The sequence below is a fragment of the Pantoea sp. sgz302252 genome (genome assembly GCF_042610525.1).
GTDB lineage: Bacteria > Pseudomonadota > Gammaproteobacteria > Enterobacterales > Enterobacteriaceae > Erwinia.
The window spans coordinates 69,204-85,796 of record NZ_JBHDVM010000011.1; the positions used below are offsets into that span (position 1 = coordinate 69,204).

General features: G+C 55.6%; 18 protein-coding genes. 5 read left to right on the forward strand and 13 right to left on the reverse strand.

The window, feature by feature from the left end; translation table 11 throughout:
• Positions 1–53 precede the first annotated feature (53 nt).
• The 4 genes from truD to ftsB are packed head-to-tail and all read right to left on the reverse strand — an operon-like array spanning position 54 to position 2,589.
• Positions 54–1,091: a tRNA pseudouridine(13) synthase TruD gene (gene truD, locus ACETPC_RS18405; RefSeq protein ID WP_380183872.1), complete on the reverse strand. Its 1,038-nt coding sequence runs from the start codon at positions 1,089–1,091 to the stop codon at positions 54–56.
• Complete coding sequence (gene ispF / locus ACETPC_RS18410; RefSeq protein WP_380184003.1) at positions 1,091–1,570, reverse strand: 2-C-methyl-D-erythritol 2,4-cyclodiphosphate synthase; 480 nt, start codon at positions 1,568–1,570, stop codon at positions 1,091–1,093. The genes truD and ispF overlap by 1 nt, the downstream gene beginning before the upstream one ends.
• Positions 1,570–2,280, reverse strand: coding sequence for a 2-C-methyl-D-erythritol 4-phosphate cytidylyltransferase (gene ispD / locus ACETPC_RS18415; protein ID WP_380183874.1), 711 nt, complete (start codon positions 2,278–2,280; stop codon positions 1,570–1,572). Before ispD ends, ispF begins: the two co-directional genes overlap by 1 nt.
• A gap of 3 nt (positions 2,281–2,283) precedes the next feature.
• On the reverse strand, positions 2,284–2,589 hold the full coding sequence (gene ftsB, locus ACETPC_RS18420; protein WP_380183876.1) for a cell division protein FtsB: 306 nt from the start codon (positions 2,587–2,589) through the stop codon (positions 2,284–2,286).
• A 241-nt stretch (positions 2,590–2,830) separates the two neighbouring features.
• On the opposite strand from ftsB, the gene ACETPC_RS18425 reads away from it, so the two are divergent.
• Together ACETPC_RS18425 and ACETPC_RS18430 are read left to right on the forward strand one after the other, a co-directional pair.
• Positions 2,831–3,292 (forward strand): helix-turn-helix domain-containing protein, encoded by a 462-nt coding sequence (locus tag ACETPC_RS18425; RefSeq protein WP_380183878.1) that lies wholly within the window; start codon positions 2,831–2,833, stop codon positions 3,290–3,292.
• Positions 3,292–3,867: a PIN domain-containing protein gene (locus ACETPC_RS18430; protein WP_380183880.1), complete on the forward strand. Its 576-nt coding sequence runs from the start codon at positions 3,292–3,294 to the stop codon at positions 3,865–3,867. The genes ACETPC_RS18425 and ACETPC_RS18430 overlap by 1 nt, the downstream gene beginning before the upstream one ends.
• A gap of 119 nt (positions 3,868–3,986) precedes the next feature.
• Here ACETPC_RS18430 and ACETPC_RS18435 read toward each other — a convergent pair whose 3' ends face one another.
• Genes ACETPC_RS18435 through cysG form a run of 5 tightly spaced genes read right to left on the reverse strand, consistent with a single transcriptional unit; the run spans position 3,987 to position 8,736 of the window.
• Positions 3,987–4,304, reverse strand: coding sequence for a DUF3561 family protein (locus ACETPC_RS18435; protein ID WP_380183882.1), 318 nt, complete (start codon positions 4,302–4,304; stop codon positions 3,987–3,989).
• A 56-nt stretch (positions 4,305–4,360) separates the two neighbouring features.
• Positions 4,361–4,966, reverse strand: coding sequence for an adenylyl-sulfate kinase (gene cysC / locus ACETPC_RS18440; RefSeq protein ID WP_380183884.1), 606 nt, complete (start codon positions 4,964–4,966; stop codon positions 4,361–4,363).
• Positions 4,966–6,393, reverse strand: a complete 1,428-nt coding sequence (gene cysN / locus ACETPC_RS18445) for a sulfate adenylyltransferase subunit CysN (protein WP_380183886.1) — start codon at positions 6,391–6,393, stop codon at positions 4,966–4,968. The genes cysC and cysN overlap by 1 nt, the downstream gene beginning before the upstream one ends.
• Positions 6,394–6,402: 9 nt before the next feature.
• Positions 6,403–7,311 carry a sulfate adenylyltransferase subunit CysD gene (gene cysD, locus ACETPC_RS18450; RefSeq protein ID WP_380183888.1) on the reverse strand — a complete coding sequence of 303 codons (909 nt, stop codon included), beginning with the start codon at positions 7,309–7,311 and terminating at the stop codon, positions 6,403–6,405.
• 9 nt (positions 7,312–7,320) lie between these two features.
• Complete coding sequence (cysG, locus tag ACETPC_RS18455) at positions 7,321–8,736, reverse strand: siroheme synthase CysG (RefSeq protein ID WP_380183890.1); 1,416 nt, start codon at positions 8,734–8,736, stop codon at positions 7,321–7,323.
• 252 nt (positions 8,737–8,988) lie between these two features.
• Here cysG and ACETPC_RS18460 point away from each other — a divergent pair, with 252 nt between their 5' ends.
• Together ACETPC_RS18460 and ACETPC_RS18465 are read left to right on the forward strand one after the other, a co-directional pair.
• Positions 8,989–9,987 carry an aminopeptidase gene (locus ACETPC_RS18460; protein WP_380183892.1) on the forward strand — a complete coding sequence of 333 codons (999 nt, stop codon included), beginning with the start codon at positions 8,989–8,991 and terminating at the stop codon, positions 9,985–9,987.
• Between the two features lie 10 nt (positions 9,988–9,997).
• Positions 9,998–10,282, forward strand: coding sequence for a YciI family protein (locus ACETPC_RS18465; RefSeq protein WP_380183894.1), 285 nt, complete (start codon positions 9,998–10,000; stop codon positions 10,280–10,282).
• Positions 10,283–10,494: 212 nt separating this feature from the next.
• On the opposite strand, the gene cysH is transcribed toward ACETPC_RS18465, so the two are convergent.
• The 3 genes from cysH to cysJ form a co-directional block, all read right to left on the reverse strand.
• The gene (gene cysH / locus ACETPC_RS18470) at positions 10,495–11,226 is read right to left on the reverse strand and encodes a phosphoadenosine phosphosulfate reductase (protein ID WP_380183896.1); all 732 of its coding nucleotides are present in this window, start codon (positions 11,224–11,226) and stop codon (positions 10,495–10,497) included.
• Positions 11,227–11,238: 12 nt separating this feature from the next.
• On the reverse strand, positions 11,239–12,954 hold the full coding sequence (gene cysI, locus ACETPC_RS18475) for an assimilatory sulfite reductase (NADPH) hemoprotein subunit (RefSeq protein ID WP_380183898.1): 1,716 nt from the start codon (positions 12,952–12,954) through the stop codon (positions 11,239–11,241).
• A gap of 71 nt (positions 12,955–13,025) precedes the next feature.
• Positions 13,026–14,822, reverse strand: coding sequence for an NADPH-dependent assimilatory sulfite reductase flavoprotein subunit (gene cysJ / locus ACETPC_RS18480; RefSeq protein ID WP_380183900.1), 1,797 nt, complete (start codon positions 14,820–14,822; stop codon positions 13,026–13,028).
• Between the two features lie 304 nt (positions 14,823–15,126).
• Between cysJ and queD the strand changes: the two genes are divergently transcribed.
• Positions 15,127–15,486 (forward strand): 6-carboxytetrahydropterin synthase QueD, encoded by a 360-nt coding sequence (gene queD / locus ACETPC_RS18485; RefSeq protein WP_380183902.1) that lies wholly within the window; start codon positions 15,127–15,129, stop codon positions 15,484–15,486.
• A gap of 253 nt (positions 15,487–15,739) precedes the next feature.
• On the opposite strand, the gene queE is transcribed toward queD, so the two are convergent.
• Positions 15,740–16,411: a 7-carboxy-7-deazaguanine synthase QueE gene (gene queE, locus ACETPC_RS18490; protein WP_380183904.1), complete on the reverse strand. Its 672-nt coding sequence runs from the start codon at positions 16,409–16,411 to the stop codon at positions 15,740–15,742.
• Positions 16,412–16,593: the final 182 nt, after the last annotated feature.

A 16,593-nucleotide genomic window follows, 5' to 3' on the forward strand; every position in this document is an offset into this window, starting at 1 on the left:
GATTTAACCCCTTATTATCAGTCTGTTGGGCAGTATATCATTCCCGAACGCGGCTATTCGCCGACTTCCGCCTCACCGTTTGGCTGGTTAAGCAGTTCTCGCACCAGACTGGTGGCGAAGCTGCCCGCCGGCAGCCAGAAAGAGAGTTCCACAGTGACATCATCCCACCAGCTCCAGCACAGGTCGCGAGGTACTACCAGTACGGCGCGGCGAGCCGCCTCTACGCGCTCCCGCTCTAACAGCGCGATCAGCGCCGTTTCGTTCGCCAGGCTTTGTTGTTCAAAAGCCAGCGCTTCGCCCTGGACGCCCGGGTCGCCGCTACCAGGCAAAGGTGCCGTGACACGTAGCTCATTATTTTCCGTACGCGCCTGAAGCGTGCCCAGTTCCTCTTCGGTTGCTACAAACCAGCTACCGCGCCCGGTTAGCTGTAGCGCATCGCCTGGCAGTACGCGGGTCAGCGAACCCAGTTTCTCCAGGCGATCGCTGACAACCTGGTTAAATAAGGCGCTGCGCGCGGCAGAAAGCAGGAAGCTACGCTTATTGCGTTCGCGTACCCGGATCTCGTCTGCTGCCCAGCGCTGCGCCATAATCAGGTTATTATTGGCATGGCCAAAACGCTGCTCGCCGAAATAGTTTGGAAAGCCGTTTTGCGCTATCTGCTGTAAACGTTGTTCGACGCTTTCACGATCGGAAATTTGGCGCAGGATCAGCGTAAATGCGTTGCCCTGTAGCGCGCCGGTACGCAGCTTGCGGCGATGGCGCGCGCTTTCCAGCACTTCGCAGCCTTCCAGCTGAAAAGCGGTGAAATCCGGCGTCTCTTTACCCGGAACGCGCAGGCAGAACCACTGCTCCGTTACCGCGTGGCGATCTTTCATCCCGGCGAAGCTGACGTCGCGCGGATGGATTTTAGCGAACTTCGCCAGCGCCTCGGCAACAAAACGGGTATTACAGCCGTTTTTGCGGATACGCACCAGCACCTGCTCGCCGTCGCCGTCCGGCCGATAGCCCAGGTCTTCAATCACTACGAAGTCTTCCGGGTTCGCCTTGACCACGCCGCTGGCGGCTGGCTGGCCATAAAGCCAGGCGGTCATCAGGCTTCAGCCTTAATCAGTAGCGCGACCGCTTCACAGGCAATACCTTCGCCGCGTCCGGTAAAGCCGAGTTTTTCTGTAGTAGTCGCTTTCACATTGACCTCATCCATATGGATGCCCAAATCTTCAGCGATATTAATACGCATCTGCGGCGAATGTGGCAGCATTTTTGGCGCCTGCGCGATGATGGTGACGTCCACATTGCCGACGCGATAGCCTTTCTTCTCGATCTGCCGCAGGGCCTCACGAAGCAGTTCGCGGCTGTCTGCGCCTTTATAGGCGTCATCCGTATCCGGAAAAAGTTTGCCGATATCGCCCAGCGCCGCCGCGCCCAGCAGCGCATCCGTCAGCGCATGCAGCGCCACGTCGCCGTCTGAATGGGCCAGCAGCCCTTTCTCATAAGGAATTCGCACGCCGCCGATAATCAGCGGGCCTTCGCCGCCAAACGCGTGTACATCAAAACCGTGGCCGATACGCATCATGCGCTCTCCTTATTGTTTAATTGAGTCAGGTAGAAAGCGGCCAGCGCCAAATCTTCCGGCCGCGTTACCTTGATATTATCGCTGCGGCCCGCAATCAGTTCTGGATGGTAGCCGCAATATTCCAGCGCGGAGGCTTCGTCCGTAATGGTAGCGCCCTCGCGCAGCGCCCGCTGCAGAGAATTGCGTAAAAGCTCAAGCGGAAACAGCTGCGGCGTCAGGGCGTGCCAGAGCGCCTCTCGTTCTACCGTATGGGCAATGGCCGGATTATCGGGTTTCGCTCGCTTCATGGTATCACGCACCGGCGCAGCAAGAATGCCGCCGATGCGGCTGGTGGCGGTAATTGCCAGCAGTCGGCTGAGGTCATCGGCATGAAGACAAGGTCTGGCCGCATCGTGCACCAGTGCCCAGTTCGCTTCGGTCGCCGCCTGCAATCCCGCCAGCACTGAGTCGGCCCGTTCTTTTCCGCCCGGCACCCAGCGCACACGAGGATCGCTCGCTACCGGTAGCGTAAAGAACCAGGGGTCTTCCGGCGTGATCGCAACGATAACCCGGTTAATGAGCGGATGCGCCAGCAGGCCAGCGATAGCGTGCTCAAGGATCGTCTTACCGTTAATAAGAAGATATTGCTTAGGACAAGCCGCCTGCATCCGGCTACCGACACCGGCAGCGGGCACGATGGCAATTACCTCGGTACCTGCGATAGTCATGTTTTATCGTTGTTGGTTAGCCTGCACGTTTTTGCTGCGATCTGGCACAAGGCGATAGAAGGTCTCTCCGGGCTTGATCATGCCCAGCTCATTGCGCGCGCGCTCTTCGATAGCTTCGGAACCGCCGTTCAGATCGTCGATTTCTGCAAACAGCCGATCGTTGCGCGCTTTTAATTTGGCGTTACTGCTCTGCTGCACCGCAACATCGTCGTTAACGCGCGTATAGTCATGTAGGCCGTTCTTGCCCAGCCAGAGCGAATATTGCAGCCAGCCGAGTAGCACAAGTAACAGCAGCGTAAGTTTTCCCATCCCCGCCCCCTGAAAAACGGCCCAATCATCCCACAACTTTCCTCACGACTCCACTGCGGCTGCGAAATATAGCCTAAATCACCTCGCTGACCGGTCGGTGATTTTCGTTTATTTCGATTATTGCCACTTTCGTTTATTTCGATTACTATCTTGTGGCTGATGCTTTACTACGTACTTATGTTGCATCCGTTATGACAGCTAAATCTTAAAATTATCGAACTCAGGTATTGGAAAATAACTTATGACAAACTCAATTCTGGACAATGTAAGCCTGCCAGCACCGAAGGAAATTGAGGTCGCATTACGTAGTCAAAGAGAACTGGCGACGGTTCTCTCGACAAAGCTGGAAACCCAAAAAATATCAATCCAGGATGCAAACGATGAGCCCCACCAGATTGAGCTACCCACTTCCGCACTGGCATTGTTAGTAAACATATTGGGAGAACTGGCCGTCGGCAATGCGGTACAGGTTGTTCCTGTCCATGCTGAATTAACGACTCAGGAAGCAGCCAATATCCTTAACGTTTCACGCCCTCATATGGTGAAACTTTTAGAAGAAGGGAAACTGCCTTTCCATAAAACAGGCCGCCATCGCCGCGTGCTCTTTGCCGATCTCATGCGATACAAGGCCCAGCGCGAAAGTGAAAGCAACGATGCAATGCAGGAGCTGGTTGATATAAGCCAAAAACTCGGTTTTTACTGATGAATCATTCACCTTATCCGGTTGTACTTGATGCCTGCGTCATCTACCCAAACAGGTTACGCGATCTGCTTATGCGGCTTGGGTTGAGTGGTCTGTATCAGCCAAAGTGGACGGCCGTTATTCACAATGAATGGCAGAGAAATTTGGTCGCCAATGCGCCTGAAATAAGCAGGGAAAAGGTTAAACAGGTTGAAGCTCTGATGAACAAGGCGCTTCCTGATGCTCTGGTAACCGGGTTTGAGCCGTTAATAGCCGGTTTGGTACTGCCAGATCCGGACGACAGGCATGTAGTTGCGGCTGCGATAAGGTGTAATGCTGAAGTGATAGTGACTTTCAATATGAAAGATTTTCCTGCCGAAAATCTTTCCGGATTGAATATTGAGGCCATGCATCCTGACGAGTTTATTGCAGATTTGATCGATTTAAATCAGGCTTTGGTTTTGAAAGCGGTACACGCGCAGCGGGCAAGTCTTAAAATCCCACCGGCCAGTGCAGAAGAGTATCTGGCAAGTTTGCTACAGCTGGGATTAACAATGACAGTGAAAGCGCTGGAAGGCTATCGCTTTATGATTTAGCACGTACCAGAAAAACTGGCGAAACGGGCTTTTTATCAGGCAACCTTCTGTTACCACCCGCCGCATTCAGAAATCGAATTTTTCCCCGGAAGAGAAAAACGGGATCGCAACGGAACCCTTTACCAACCGCTCAGCAGGGTAAACAGCAGCCAGAAAAGACCGATGACCACCACAATGGTAAGCAACAGCGTCCAGATTAGATGGCCGCGCAGCAGTACGCTGGCGACGATGCCAATCAGTACAGATACAGGAAGCAGCGCAAGAAAGAAAGGCCAGGTGTAGAGGAAGAAAAACAGCGTGTTAGAGCCGTAAAGCATAAAGGGGATCGCCAGCGCGAACCAGTAGCAGGCAAAGCCTGCCACGCCACCGGGAAAAGACCAGGAAGGTTCTTCCTGGCGATCGTCTTTGCGGGCCAGCATGGGCGTAACGTTATGCATAAGTATCCTGTTGACGCGTAATACGGCCCGCTCTGAGGCGTTTCGCCGTGGCTATCTCAGGCTTTGATGATATCGCGCTGGCGCAGCAGATCTAATATCTGAAGGCGTAAATTTGTTACCAATTGTTCGCCATCCAGATGAATTTCCGGACGTTCCGGCGCTTCATAAACGGCATCGATGCCGGTGAAATTACGTAGCTCGCCGGCCCGTGCTTTTTTATAGAGACCTTTCGGATCGCGCGCTTCACAGATAGCCAACGGCGTATCGACAAAGATCTCAATAAAGCGCCCTTCACCAACCATATCACGCACCATTTGCCGCTCTTCCCGGTGCGGCGAGATAAACGCGCTCAGCACGATCAGGCCCGCATCTACCATCAGCTTAGCCACTTCGCCAACGCGGCGGATGTTCTCCTTGCGGTCGGCATCGCTAAAGCCTAAATCGCGGCAGAGTCCGTGGCGCACGTTGTCGCCATCCAGCAGATAGGTGCTGGCGCCGAGCTGATGCAGCGCCTGCTCCAACACGCCAGCTACGGTGGATTTACCCGAGCCGGAAAGCCCGGTGAACCACAGCACCGCGCCCTGATGCCCATGCAGCTGCTCGCGTTCCGCACGCGTTACCGCGTGCGAATGCCAGACGACGTTTTCATCGTGAGCGGCCATTATTTACCGCCTGAAATGTCGCGCGCGCCCCAGTGTGGGAAGTGACGACGCACCAGCGCATTAAACTCGATTTCAAAAGCGCTGAAATCGCCGTTAGCTTGCGCTACGTCTTCTTTTGGCTCGCGGATCATGCCCGCGCCGACCGTGACGTTGCTCAGACGATCGATAAAGATCATGCCGCCGGTTACCGGATTTTGCTGATAGCTATCCAGCACCATCGGTTCATCGAAAGTCACATCAACCAGGCCGATGCCGTTCAGCGGTAGGTTCTCGACTTCCCGGCGATCCAGGCTGTTGATTTCTACCTGATACTGGATGCCTTCAACGCGAGCACGCGTTTTTTTACCGGCAATTTTGACATCAAAACTTTGGCCCGGCACCAGCGGCTGTTCCGCCATCCAGACCACGTCCACGCTTGCCGCCTGCACCGGTTTTAGTTCGGCGTCAGCCTCTACCAGCAGATCGCCGCGGCTGATGTCGATTTCGTCTTTGAGCACCAGCGTAATGGCTTCACCAGCCTGTGCTTCCTGTAGGTCGCCATCAAAGGTTACGATGCGCGCTACGGAAGATTCCACGCCGGAAGGCAGCACTTTAACGCGCTGGCCGACTTTAACTACGCCGGAAGCCAGCGTACCCGCATAGCCACGGAAATCCAGGTTAGGCCGGTTAACGTACTGTACCGGGAAGCGCATCGGCTGCTGTTCCACCACGCGTCGAACTTCAACGGTTTCCAGCACGTCCAGCAGCGTTGGGCCGGTATACCAGCTCATCGCCTGGCTTTGGGAAGCGACGTTTTCGCCTTCCAGCGCCGACAGCGGTACAAAGCGAATATCCAGATCGGTTGGCAGCTGCGCGGCGAAATCCAGGTAGTCCTGTTTGATCTGCTCAAATCTTTCTTCGCTGTACTCCACCAGATCCATCTTATTGACGGCGACTACCAGATGTTTGATCCCTAGCAGCGTGGAGATAAAGCTATGGCGGCGCGTCTGATCCAGCACGCCTTTACGGGCGTCGATCAGCAAAATCGCCAGATCGCAAGTTGAAGCGCCGGTTGCCATGTTGCGGGTGTACTGCTCGTGTCCCGGCGTATCGGCGATAATGAATTTACGCTTCTCGGTAGAGAAATAGCGGTAGGCCACGTCAATAGTGATGCCCTGCTCGCGTTCGGCCTGAAGGCCGTCCACCAGCAGCGCCAGATCCAGTTTTTCGCCCTGGGTACCGTGACGCTTGCTGTCGCTATGCAGAGAAGAAAGCTGATCTTCATAAATCTGGCGCGTGTCGTGCAGCAGGCGGCCAATCAGCGTGCTTTTGCCGTCGTCGACGCTGCCGCAGGTCAGAAAGCGCAGCAGGCTTTTATGCTGCTGGGCGTGCAGCCAGGCTTCCACGCCGCCCTGGTCGGCGATTTGTTGTGCAATGACGTTGTTCATCTCGGCTCCTTAGAAATAACCCTGGCGTTTTTTCAGCTCCATCGAGCCGGACTGATCGCGGTCGATAACGCGCCCCTGACGTTCGCTGGTGGTCGAGACCAGCATCTCTTCGATGATTTCCGGCAGCGTTTGCGCTTCGGATTCTACCGCGCCGGTCAGTGGCCAGCAGCCAAGGGTACGGAAACGTACCATGCGCTGTTCAATCACTTCACCAGGCTGCAAATCAATGCGGTCGTCGTCAATCATCATCAGCATGCCGTCACGCTCCAGCACCGGACGAGGAGCAGCCAGGTAAAGCGGAACGATTTCGATGTTTTCCAGGAAGATGTACTGCCAGATATCCAGCTCGGTCCAGTTGGAGAGCGGGAATACGCGGATACTTTCGCCTTTGTTGATCTGGCCGTTGTAGTTATGCCACAGCTCAGGACGCTGATTTTTCGGATCCCAGCGATGGAAACGGTCACGGAACGAATAGATACGCTCTTTCGCGCGGGATTTCTCTTCGTCGCGGCGCGCGCCGCCGAACGCGGCATCAAAGCCGTATTTGTTCAGCGCCTGCTTCAGCCCTTCGGTTTTCATAATATCGGTATGCTTGGCACTGCCGTGGACGAACGGGTTGATGCCCATAGCCACGCCTTCCGGGTTTTTATGTACCAGCAGCTCCGCGCCGATCTCTTTTACCGTACGGTCGCGGAATTCGTACATTTCGCGGAATTTCCAGCCGGTATCCACATGCAGCAGCGGAAACGGCAGCGTGCCCGGATAGAATGCCTTACGCGCCAGATGCAGCATGACCGAAGAGTCTTTGCCGATGGAGTACATCATCACCGGATTGCCAAACTCTGCCGCCACTTCACGGATGATATGGATACTTTCCGCTTCCAGTTGACGCAGGTGAGTGAGTCGTTTTTGATCCATAACTTTTCCTCAAGCCAAATTCACAACGGCGGATTCGCGTCCGTCCCGCTGCGCTGAATGTTGAAACCACGCCAGCTGCTGATGCAGGTTCACCACTTCCCCTATCACTAGCAGGGCTGGCGTTGGCGCACTTTGTGCGAGTTGTTCTAATTGCTGGAGCGTGCCGGTCAGCACCTGCTGATCCTGGCGCGTACCGCGACCAATCACCGCAACCGGCGTCTGCGCGTCGCGGCCATGAGCGATAAGCTGCGCCGAAATTTCGGCAGCTTTTACCGTGCCCATATAGATAGCTAACGTCTGGCGCGCGCGGGCCAGAGAAGGCCAGTCCATGCCTTCGCCATCGGCGCGGCAGTGACCAGTGATAAACAGCACGCTTTGAGCATGATCGCGGTGCGTCAGTGGGATACCGGCATAGGCCGTCGCGCCTGCTGCTGCGGTAACGCCCGGAACGACCTGAAACGGAATACCCGCTTCTACCGCTGCCTGTAGCTCTTCGCCGCCGCGACCAAAGATAAAGGGATCGCCGCCTTTCAAACGCACTACACGCTTGCCCTTTTTCGCCAGTTCAACCAGCATGCGGTTGGTTTCTTCCTGCGGCACGCTATGCGCGCTGGCACGTTTGCCAACGCAAATGCGATCGGCATCACGACGTACCAGATCGAGAATTTCATCGCTTACCAGGTGATCGTAGAGCACCACGTCCGCCTGCTGCATAACCTGAAGCCCACGCAGCGTCAGCAAACCGGCGTCGCCCGGCCCGGCACCCACCAGAATGATTTCGCCCTGGCTGGCCTCTGGGTTATCCAGCTGTTCCGCCAGCGTCTGCTCCGCGCCGAGCAGATTGCCGGAAGCAACCTGGCTGGCGAACAGGCCATTGAAAGCTTTCTCCCAGAAACGGCGGCGCTGGGACATTTTGGTCAGCCGTTCTTTAACCCTGTCGCGCCAGCTTCCGGCGATAGCTGCCATCTGACCCAGATTTCCCGGCAGCAGAGTCTCGATTTTTTCGCGCAGCAGACGGGCCAGCACCGGCGCCGTACCGCTGGAAGAAATCGCAACCACCAGCGGCGAGCGATCGACGATCGAGGGAAAAATAAAAGAGCATTTAGGCTGGTCGTCGACTACGTTCGCCAGCAGGCGGCGCTCGCTGGCATCATCGAAAACACGGCTGTTCAGCGCGTTGTCATCGGTGGCGGCAATGACCAGATAAACCTGGTCAAGCTGGGCGCTCTGATATTCGCGCGCGATCCATTCCACTTCGTCGCGCTCCTGCAACTCTGTCAGTTCTTCACAAAGTTCGCGCGCTGCAATTTGCACGCGTGCGCCTGCGCGACGCAGCAGTTCTATTTTGCGTGCAGCAACGTCGCCGCCGCCGACTACCAGCACCGGTTTGTTTCGGATGTCTGCAAAAAGGGGAAGATAATCCACGTCAGCCTTGCTAAATAACAAAAAGTTAACGGCGACTATAGGGCGGCGGCGATGCCTTATGAAATTACTAATTGGAATGAGTAGTTACCGAATGGAATAACGTCCCGGCGAAGCTACGCACAAAATGTGCTTAACGGATGAATTTTGGGGGCTTTCAGAAGGATTGTAATTGTGCGCGGCCGGTCACACTTTCATACTAGGGCAGCAAAATATTTCGCTGTTTCGTCACAGGATGACGATTAAGGACGCAACATGTTTTCCCGATTTTGCCTGGGCGCGCTTTTCGCGCTCGGCGCTTTTTCCTCTTTTTACGCTACAGCTAATGAAGGTCACTTTGCCGGACAACAGCTGCGGCATATCGCGACGTATTTTCCGGGTCGTATGGTCGGCAGTCCTGCCGAAATGCTGAATGCCGACTATTTGCAGCAGCAGTTCCGCCAGTGGGGCTACGAAAGTAACAAAAGAAATTTTACCGCACGCTATCAGTATAAATCACAGGATGGTCGCCTGAACGATCGCAGCGTTACCGCAACTTCGGTTATTGCCGCACGCGCTGGCGAAGTACCGCAGCAAATTGTCATTCTGGCGCAGGCCGATACTTATCTGCCGCAAAGCGACGCAGATCGGCAGAAAAACCGCGGCGGCCTGACTTTACAGGGCGTGGATGACAATGCTTCTGGTCTGGCCGTCATGCTGGAACTGGCGCAACGGCTGCAATCGACACAGCTGCATTATAGCCTGCGTTTTGTCGCGCTCAGCGGCAGCTCGCTGCACGGAGAAGAAGATTATCTGGCGCGCATGAAGCCGGAAGAGAAAAAGAATACGCTGCTGGTCGTTAAGCTGAGCGATCTGATTACAGGCAGCAAGCTTTGGTTTAACAGCGGTGCCAACACCCCTGAACCTGTGGCGCGACAGACGCGCGATCGGGCGCTGGCGATTGCCCGTTCATTGCATATCCCTGCCGCCACGCTGGGCAAAGCGGTGAAAAGCGAACCGGCAACAGAAGCTTTCGATAAGGCAGGTATCCCGCTGCTGAGCGTTCGCGCCGCCAACTGGGATAAGAAAGGAAGGCTGTTGCGCACTACCAATAGCCACTTCCCTCAGGGAAGCTGCCAGCAACAGGCCAGCTGCGATAACCTTGCCTGGATCGATCGCTGGCTGCCAGGCCGCATTGAACGCCGCACGCATGACAGCGTAGCCATTCTACTGCCGCTGATCCGCGAGCTGGCTAACCCTCAACCAAACGCTTAAGGAAGCAACTATGTATATTGTTAGCCTGACCTATAACCGCCCGATGGCAGAAGTTGATGCCGCGCTGGATGCCCATATCGCCTGGCTGGATACCTGGTTTAACAACGGCACTTTTATTGCCGCTGGCCGTAAAGATCCACGCACCGGCGGCGTGATCCTGGTAAAAGATATCGATCGGGCGAGTCTGGATGCTATCCTGGCAGAAGATGCCTTCCAGAAGGTGGCGGATTACGAAGTGACTAAAGTGAACATGACGCGCGGATCGGCAGATTTTTCTGCGCTGGTGGGGCTGTAATTCGTTGCTCAGCAGAGGCAGATCGGAACACAGACACGCCGTTAATCCGTCCGTGGAGGCTCGGTTGGCGCGCCCATGCGCCAAACGGTCAGCTTATCCGCTCAGCCTCTGCCGCCATAAAGCTACGGAGTTGCTGTAAAAAAACAGATGTTCACCTGAGCTTTTTTAGCTTTGTCTGCAGTCTGAAACGCCCCAAACCGGGGCGTTTTTTATTACTCGTGTAGACCGCATTCGCGCTTGAGGCCGAAGAAGCGGGTTTCCTCTTCCGCCATGCCTGGCTCCCACTTTCTGGTGGTGTGCGTATCGCCCACTGACAGATAGCCCTGATCCCACAGCGGGTGGTAGCCCAGGCCATGCTCTTTCAGATACTGATAAACCTGGCGGTTGTCCCAGTCGATAATAGGCAGCACTTTGAATACGCCGCGCTGGATAGCCAGCACCGGCAGATTAGCGCGGCTGCTGGACTGATCGCGGCGCAGCCCGGCGAACCAGGTTTGCGCGTTCAGCGTTTTCAGCGCGCGGTTCATCGGCTCGACCTTGTTGATGTCGTTGTAGCGCTCGATGCCTTCCACGCCCTGCTCCCACAGCTTACCGTAGCGGGCTTCCTGCCAGGCCGCGCTCTGCTCGGCGCGGAATACCTTCAGGTTCAGGCCAAGCTTTTCGGTCAGCTCGTCGATAAACTGATAGGTTTCCGGAAACAGATAGCCGGTATCGGTGAGGATCACCGGAATATCCGGCTTCGCCTGGCTAACCAGATGCAGGCTGACCGCCGCCTGAATGCCGAAACTGGAAGAGAGTACCGCTTCGCCCGGTAAATTCTCCAGCGCCCAGATCACGCGCTCCTGAGCGGAAAGCTTCTCCAGCTCGGTGTTAATTTCCGCCAGCGCCATTACGCGCTCAACTTTAGGCAGTTCGTTTAGTGCCGAGAGATCGAGTAGAGCCATTTCGCGCCTCCGTTATGCCCAAAAATCGCGAGCCGGATCCAGAACGGGTTCCACCACGCCAGCGCGAATGGTGAAATCGCCAAAGCCTTCGTCCGCTTCGCGTTCTTTTGACCAGCGACTCAACAGATGATCAAGGGTAGTTAAAATTTCATCTTCGGTAATGTTTTCACGGTACATACGCGGAATGCGCGTGCCGATACGGTTACCGCCAAGATGCAGGTTATAGCGGCCCGGCGCCTTGCCTACCAGGCCGACTTCGGCCAACAACGCGCGGCCACAACCGTTTGGACAGCCCGTAACGCGCAGCACGATGTGCTCATCGCCGACGCCGTGCGCCGTCATCAGTTCTTCCACGCGTGTCACAAACGATGGCAGGAAACGTTCTGCTTCCGCCATCGCCAGCGGACAGGTTGGAAAGGCGACGCAGGCCATGGAGTTTTCACGCTGTGCGGTAACGCTTTCCATCAGGCCATGCTCGCGCGCAAGCTGCTCAATAGCGGGTTTATCCGCCTCCGGCACGCCCGCCACGATCAGGTTCTGGTTAGCGGTCAGGCGGAAGTCGCCTTTGTGCACCTTCGCGATTTCCGCCAGGCCGGTTTTCAGCGGACGGCCCGGATAATCCAGCAGGCGACCGTTTTCGATAAACAGCGTCAGGTGCCAGTTGTTATCGATACCTTTCACCCAGCCGAAGCGGTCGCCGCGCGTGGTGAATTCATAGGGACGAATGGGTTCGAAGGTCAGGCCAGCGCGGCGCTCAACTTCCTGCTTAAAGGTTTCGACGCCCACGCGCTCCAGCGTGTATTTGGTTTTGGCGTTTTTACGATCGGTACGGTTGCCCCAGTCGCGCTGCGTGGTCACTACCGCTTCCGCTACGTCGAGGATCTTCTCTACCGGCAGATAGCCAAACTCGCTCGCGGTACGCGCGTAGGTCGCTTTGTTGCCGTGATCGATAGAAAGACCGCCGCCAACCAGCAGGTTAAAGCCGACCAGTTTGCCGTTTTCCGCAATGGCGATAAAATTCAGGTCGTTGGCATGCAAATCCACATCGTTGTGCGGCGGCACCACCACGGTAGTTTTGAATTTACGCGGCAGATAGGTTTCGCCCAGGATCGGCTCTTTATCGGTAGTCGCGACCTTTTCCTGATCCAGCCAGATTTCCGCATAGGCGCGGGTTTGCGGCAGCAGATGTTCGGAAAGTTTTTTCGCCCACTCGTAGGCTTCCTGATGCAGCTCAGACTCTATCGGGTTAGAGGTACAAAGCACGTTGCGGTTAACGTCGTTGGCCGTAGCCAGCGCATCCAGACCCACCTCATGCAGCATTTGATGAGCAGGCTTAACGTTGCCTTTCAGGATGCCATGAAACTGGAAGGTCTGACGGTTGGTCAGACGAATGCTGCCGTAGATGGTGTTGTCTTCGGCGAACTTGTCAATCGCCAGCCACTGCGTTGGCGTGATGATACCGCCAGGCAGGCGGCAGCGCAGCATCATGGCGTGGCGCGGTTCCAGCTTCTGCTCGGCGCGCTCCGCACGGATATCGCGGTCATCCTGCTGGTACATGCCGTGAAAGCGGATCAGCAAGAAGTTGTCGCCAGTGAAACCGCCGGTCAGGCCGTTACCCAGATCTTCCGCAATGGTGCCGCGCAGGTAGTTGCTCTCTTTTTTCAGGCGCTCGGCGTCGGTCAGTTTGCCCTCAACTACCAGCGGCCCCGGATGTTTTTCATTGCTCATAAGGCTGTCTCTTTTATATTCGTTAGTACCGCCGACGGCTCAACGTCCGGCGGCGGGGCAAAGCGGCCTGCTTAGTAGACGTCTCGCTGATAGCGGCGCTCAATTCGCAGCTCGCTCAGGAATTCATCCGCGCTTTCGATATCCATGCCGCCATGTTCCGCGACAATTTCCAGCAGCGCCTGCTCGACATCCTTCGCCATGCGGTTGGCATCGCCGCACACATAGATATGCGCGCCCTGCTGGATCCAGCTCCAGACTTCCGCGCCCTTAGCGCGAATTTTGTCTTGTACGTAAACTTTCTGCTGCTGGTCGCGCGACCAGGCCAGATCGATATTGGTCAGCAGGCCGTCTTTGACGTAGCGCTGCCACTCCACCTGATAAAGAAAATCTTCGGTAAAGTGCGGGTTGCCAAAGAAGAGCCAGTTTTTGCCCTCTGCGCCATCATTGTCGCGCTGCTGCATAAAGGCACGGAATGGCGCGATGCCGGTGCCTGGCCCGATCATAATAACCGGCGTTTCCGGATTGGCCGGCAGACGGAAGTTATCGTTATGCTCGATAAAGACACGTACTTCGCCATCTTCTTCCAGTCGATCCGCCAGGAAGCTGGATGCGCCGCCTGCACGCGCGCGGCCGTCGATCTCATAGCGTACCGCGCCAACGGTAATATGCACTTCGGTTTCGCTTTCTGCCTGAGATGAGGCAATAGAATAAAGACGCGGAGTCAGCGGACGGAGCAGCTCCGTCAATTGCTCGGCACGCAGTTCTGTAGGTGCCTGGCGCACCATATCCACAATTGGCGTAGTCTGCGCATAGTGTTGCAGACGGCTCTTGTCGCTAACCAGCTCCAGCAGCTTCTCGTCACGGCTCAGCTTGCCGTACTGCTCGACAATTTGCGTAGTGTTAACCGTCAGCTCAAAATGTTTTTGCAGCGCTTCGCTAAGCGACAATTCGGCGCCGTTAACCTGCACGCTCTCATCGCCTTTCAGCCACAGCAGTTCGACCAGCTCTTTGACCAGCTGCGGATCGTTTTCATACCAGATGCCCAGCGCATCGCCAGGCTGGTAGCGCAAACCAGAATCGCCCAAATCGATTTCAATATGGCGCACGTCTTTATCGGAATTACGGCCGGTAATCTTTTGGTTCACGGCAAGGCTGGCAGTCAGCGGCTCTTCTTTAGTGTAGGGGCTGCTGAAGACTTCGTTGACCGTACCGGTAGCATTGGCTACGGCCGCCGCTGGTGATTCGGTTGGTACGCGCGCCTTAAGCACTTCTACAATCTTTTTGCGCCACTGCTCCGCATCCGCTGCAAACTCAACGTCTGCATCTACGCGATCCAGCAGACGCTCGCCGCCCAGTTCGCCCAGCTTGCTGTCAAAATCTTTGCCAGCCTGGCTGAAGAATTCGTAAGAGGTGTCGCCCAGGCCAAAGACGGCAAACGCAGTGTTATCCATCTTCGGCGCTTTTTTCGACATCAGGAATTTATGCAGCGCCACGGCTTCTTCCGGCGGCTCGCCCTCGCCCTGTGTGGAGGTGATCACCACCAGCAGCTTCTCCTGCGCAATCTGCTTGAATTTATAGTCACCCGCATTGACCAGATTCACGTTCAATTTGGCGGCCAGCAGATCGTCACGCAGCTGTTCAGCGACGCGGCGCGCGTTGCCGGTCTGCGAAGCGGAAAGCAGCGTAATGGTCGGTACGTCGACCGGCGCTGGCGCGCTGGCGGCTGCCGCGCCCGGAGTCTGGTTAACCATGCCCCAGAAATAGCCGGAGAGCCATGCCAGCTGCGTGGGAGAAAAATCGCCGGTTGCCGCCTGAAGGCGGGAGAGCTGCTCCGGATTAAGCGGCAGCAGAGAAGCCTGAGTCGTCATTGCGTTGAGAGTTCCAGTATCGGTGGTCAGAGCCGTAAAGACAGCAAGATAGCGTTAGGGTAACGACTGGCATAATAACCCTTAAAGAAGGGTTGGTAATATAAAATAACCAAAATGACTAAACGGTTTTACAAGTAAGGGATAACGATGAAACAGATTAGGCAACCCATTATTAATCAGTAAGTTAATGGCGTAAGCTTTTCGCCACGGATAACGGCATGCCGATCGGCCGCGAAAGCAGTGCGAAAAAAGGCTTTTTCGGGTAGACTTCGCGCGTTTTTTTAAGAAATTACCGGGACTGTCTATGCCTACCACGCTGTTTAAAGATTTCCAATTCGAGGCGGCACACCACCTGCCTAACGTGCCGGAAGGCCATAAATGCGGCCGCCTGCACGGGCACTCGTTCCTGGTGCGGCTCGAAATCACCGGCGAAGTGGACGCGCATACCGGCTGGATCATGGACTTCGCCGAACTGAAAGCGGCCTTTAAACCGCTTTACGATCGGCTGGACCATTATTATCTGAACGATATTCCGGGACTGGAGAATCCAACCAGCGAAGTGCTGGCTAAATGGATCTGGGATCAGATGAAGCCGAAGCTGCCGCTGCTCAGCGCTGTGATGATTAAAGAGACCTGCACGGCGGGTTGCGTCTATAAGGGCTGATGCTCAGACACTATGCGTGACAAGGGAAAAAATGACAGGGATTAACTAAAGAGGCGCCCGCAAAGCCGCCTGAGGTTGATGATGTCGGTGCCGGCTCAGGAGGGCCTGTGTCTTCCGCAAAGACGCAAAAAGCACCGTCCGTGGTAGCTCAGTACGGGCCGTCCATGGCCCGTAATGCTTTGCTCCAGCCACAGGCCCTCCATCGCTTCACGTTTGTCAGCAATCTGAGGCGGCCGCAAAGCCGCCTTTTTTATCAGGCAATATTAAGATATTTATGCGTCTGCATTGATAACCGCCAGTTGCGCGCAATGCAGGTTTCAATACACAGCTTTGTCGCGTCATCTTTCTGGCTGATCGGCTGCAAAGCGATAATACGTGGCTTACTATCGCTCAGCGTTGCTAACAGCGCATCCAGTGCCTCAACGTCGCGCTGACGAGCAACCGGGTGCTTTACTTCATCCGCACGGACCAGCGCCTGCTCCAGCACATCGTAGCCGCCGCGCATATTGACCTTAGGCGAAACCGTTACCCAGGTTTTCTCGCTGCACTTCACCTGATGCGTGCCGCTGGTCTCAATCTGACAGCTGAAACCCTGTTGCTCAAGCGCCTGTGTCAGCGGCGTCAGATCGTGGATGCAGGGCTCGCCGCCCGTGATCACTACATGCTTTGCCGTCCAGCCATGCTGCGCAATCACATCCAGCAAAGCCCCGGCGTCCGCCGCGCCCCAGGCATCGGTTTCCACCGTTTTCAACAGGATATCGCCCAGCGACGTTTCCCGATCGGCCAGCTTATCCCAGGTGTGTTTAGTGTCACACCAGCTGCAGCCCACCGGGCATCCTTGCAGGCGGATAAAAATTGCCGGAACGCCGGTATAAAACCCTTCGCCCTGCAACGTCTGGAACATTTCATTAATCGGGTACTGCATTACGCGCTCAACTGGTAGTAAAAATAGGGGCGCAGAGTATGACAGATAGCGGCTTTTTAACCAACTCGCTTCGTGCTATGCCAGTTTTTTCTTAATCCCGGCGGAGGATTCTCTTTTTACTGACGGATTCTTATTCCATAAACAAAGCTATAGAATGCTGAGAAAAATACCTGAAGTCGGCA

Excerpts from the sequence above, each read along its gene's own strand:
- ACETPC_RS18460 (WP_380183892.1), top strand. The coding sequence starts at position 8,989 with ATGTTTTCCCGATTTTGCCTGGGCGCGCTTTTCGCGCTCGGCGCTTTT.
- queE (WP_380183904.1), bottom strand. The coding sequence starts at position 16,411 with ATGCAGTACCCGATTAATGAAATGTTCCAGACGTTGCAGGGCGAAGGG.
- ACETPC_RS18435 (WP_380183882.1), bottom strand. The coding sequence starts at position 4,304 with ATGCATAACGTTACGCCCATGCTGGCCCGCAAAGACGATCGCCAGGAA.
- queD (WP_380183902.1), top strand. The coding sequence starts at position 15,127 with ATGCCTACCACGCTGTTTAAAGATTTCCAATTCGAGGCGGCACACCAC.
- ACETPC_RS18430 (WP_380183880.1), top strand. The coding sequence starts at position 3,292 with ATGAATCATTCACCTTATCCGGTTGTACTTGATGCCTGCGTCATCTAC.
- truD (WP_380183872.1), bottom strand. The coding sequence starts at position 1,091 with ATGACCGCCTGGCTTTATGGCCAGCCAGCCGCCAGCGGCGTGGTCAAG.
- cysI (WP_380183898.1), bottom strand. The coding sequence starts at position 12,954 with ATGAGCAATGAAAAACATCCGGGGCCGCTGGTAGTTGAGGGCAAACTG.
- ftsB (WP_380183876.1), bottom strand. The coding sequence starts at position 2,589 with ATGGGAAAACTTACGCTGCTGTTACTTGTGCTACTCGGCTGGCTGCAA.
- ispF (WP_380184003.1), bottom strand. The coding sequence starts at position 1,570 with ATGCGTATCGGCCACGGTTTTGATGTACACGCGTTTGGCGGCGAAGGC.
- ACETPC_RS18465 (WP_380183894.1), top strand. The coding sequence starts at position 9,998 with ATGTATATTGTTAGCCTGACCTATAACCGCCCGATGGCAGAAGTTGAT.
- cysH (WP_380183896.1), bottom strand. The coding sequence starts at position 11,226 with ATGGCTCTACTCGATCTCTCGGCACTAAACGAACTGCCTAAAGTTGAG.
- ACETPC_RS18425 (WP_380183878.1), top strand. The coding sequence starts at position 2,831 with ATGACAAACTCAATTCTGGACAATGTAAGCCTGCCAGCACCGAAGGAA.
- cysC (WP_380183884.1), bottom strand. The coding sequence starts at position 4,966 with ATGGCCGCTCACGATGAAAACGTCGTCTGGCATTCGCACGCGGTAACG.
- ispD (WP_380183874.1), bottom strand. The coding sequence starts at position 2,280 with ATGACTATCGCAGGTACCGAGGTAATTGCCATCGTGCCCGCTGCCGGT.
- cysN (WP_380183886.1), bottom strand. The coding sequence starts at position 6,393 with ATGAACAACGTCATTGCACAACAAATCGCCGACCAGGGCGGCGTGGAA.
- cysD (WP_380183888.1), bottom strand. The coding sequence starts at position 7,311 with ATGGATCAAAAACGACTCACTCACCTGCGTCAACTGGAAGCGGAAAGT.
- cysJ (WP_380183900.1), bottom strand. The coding sequence starts at position 14,822 with ATGACGACTCAGGCTTCTCTGCTGCCGCTTAATCCGGAGCAGCTCTCC.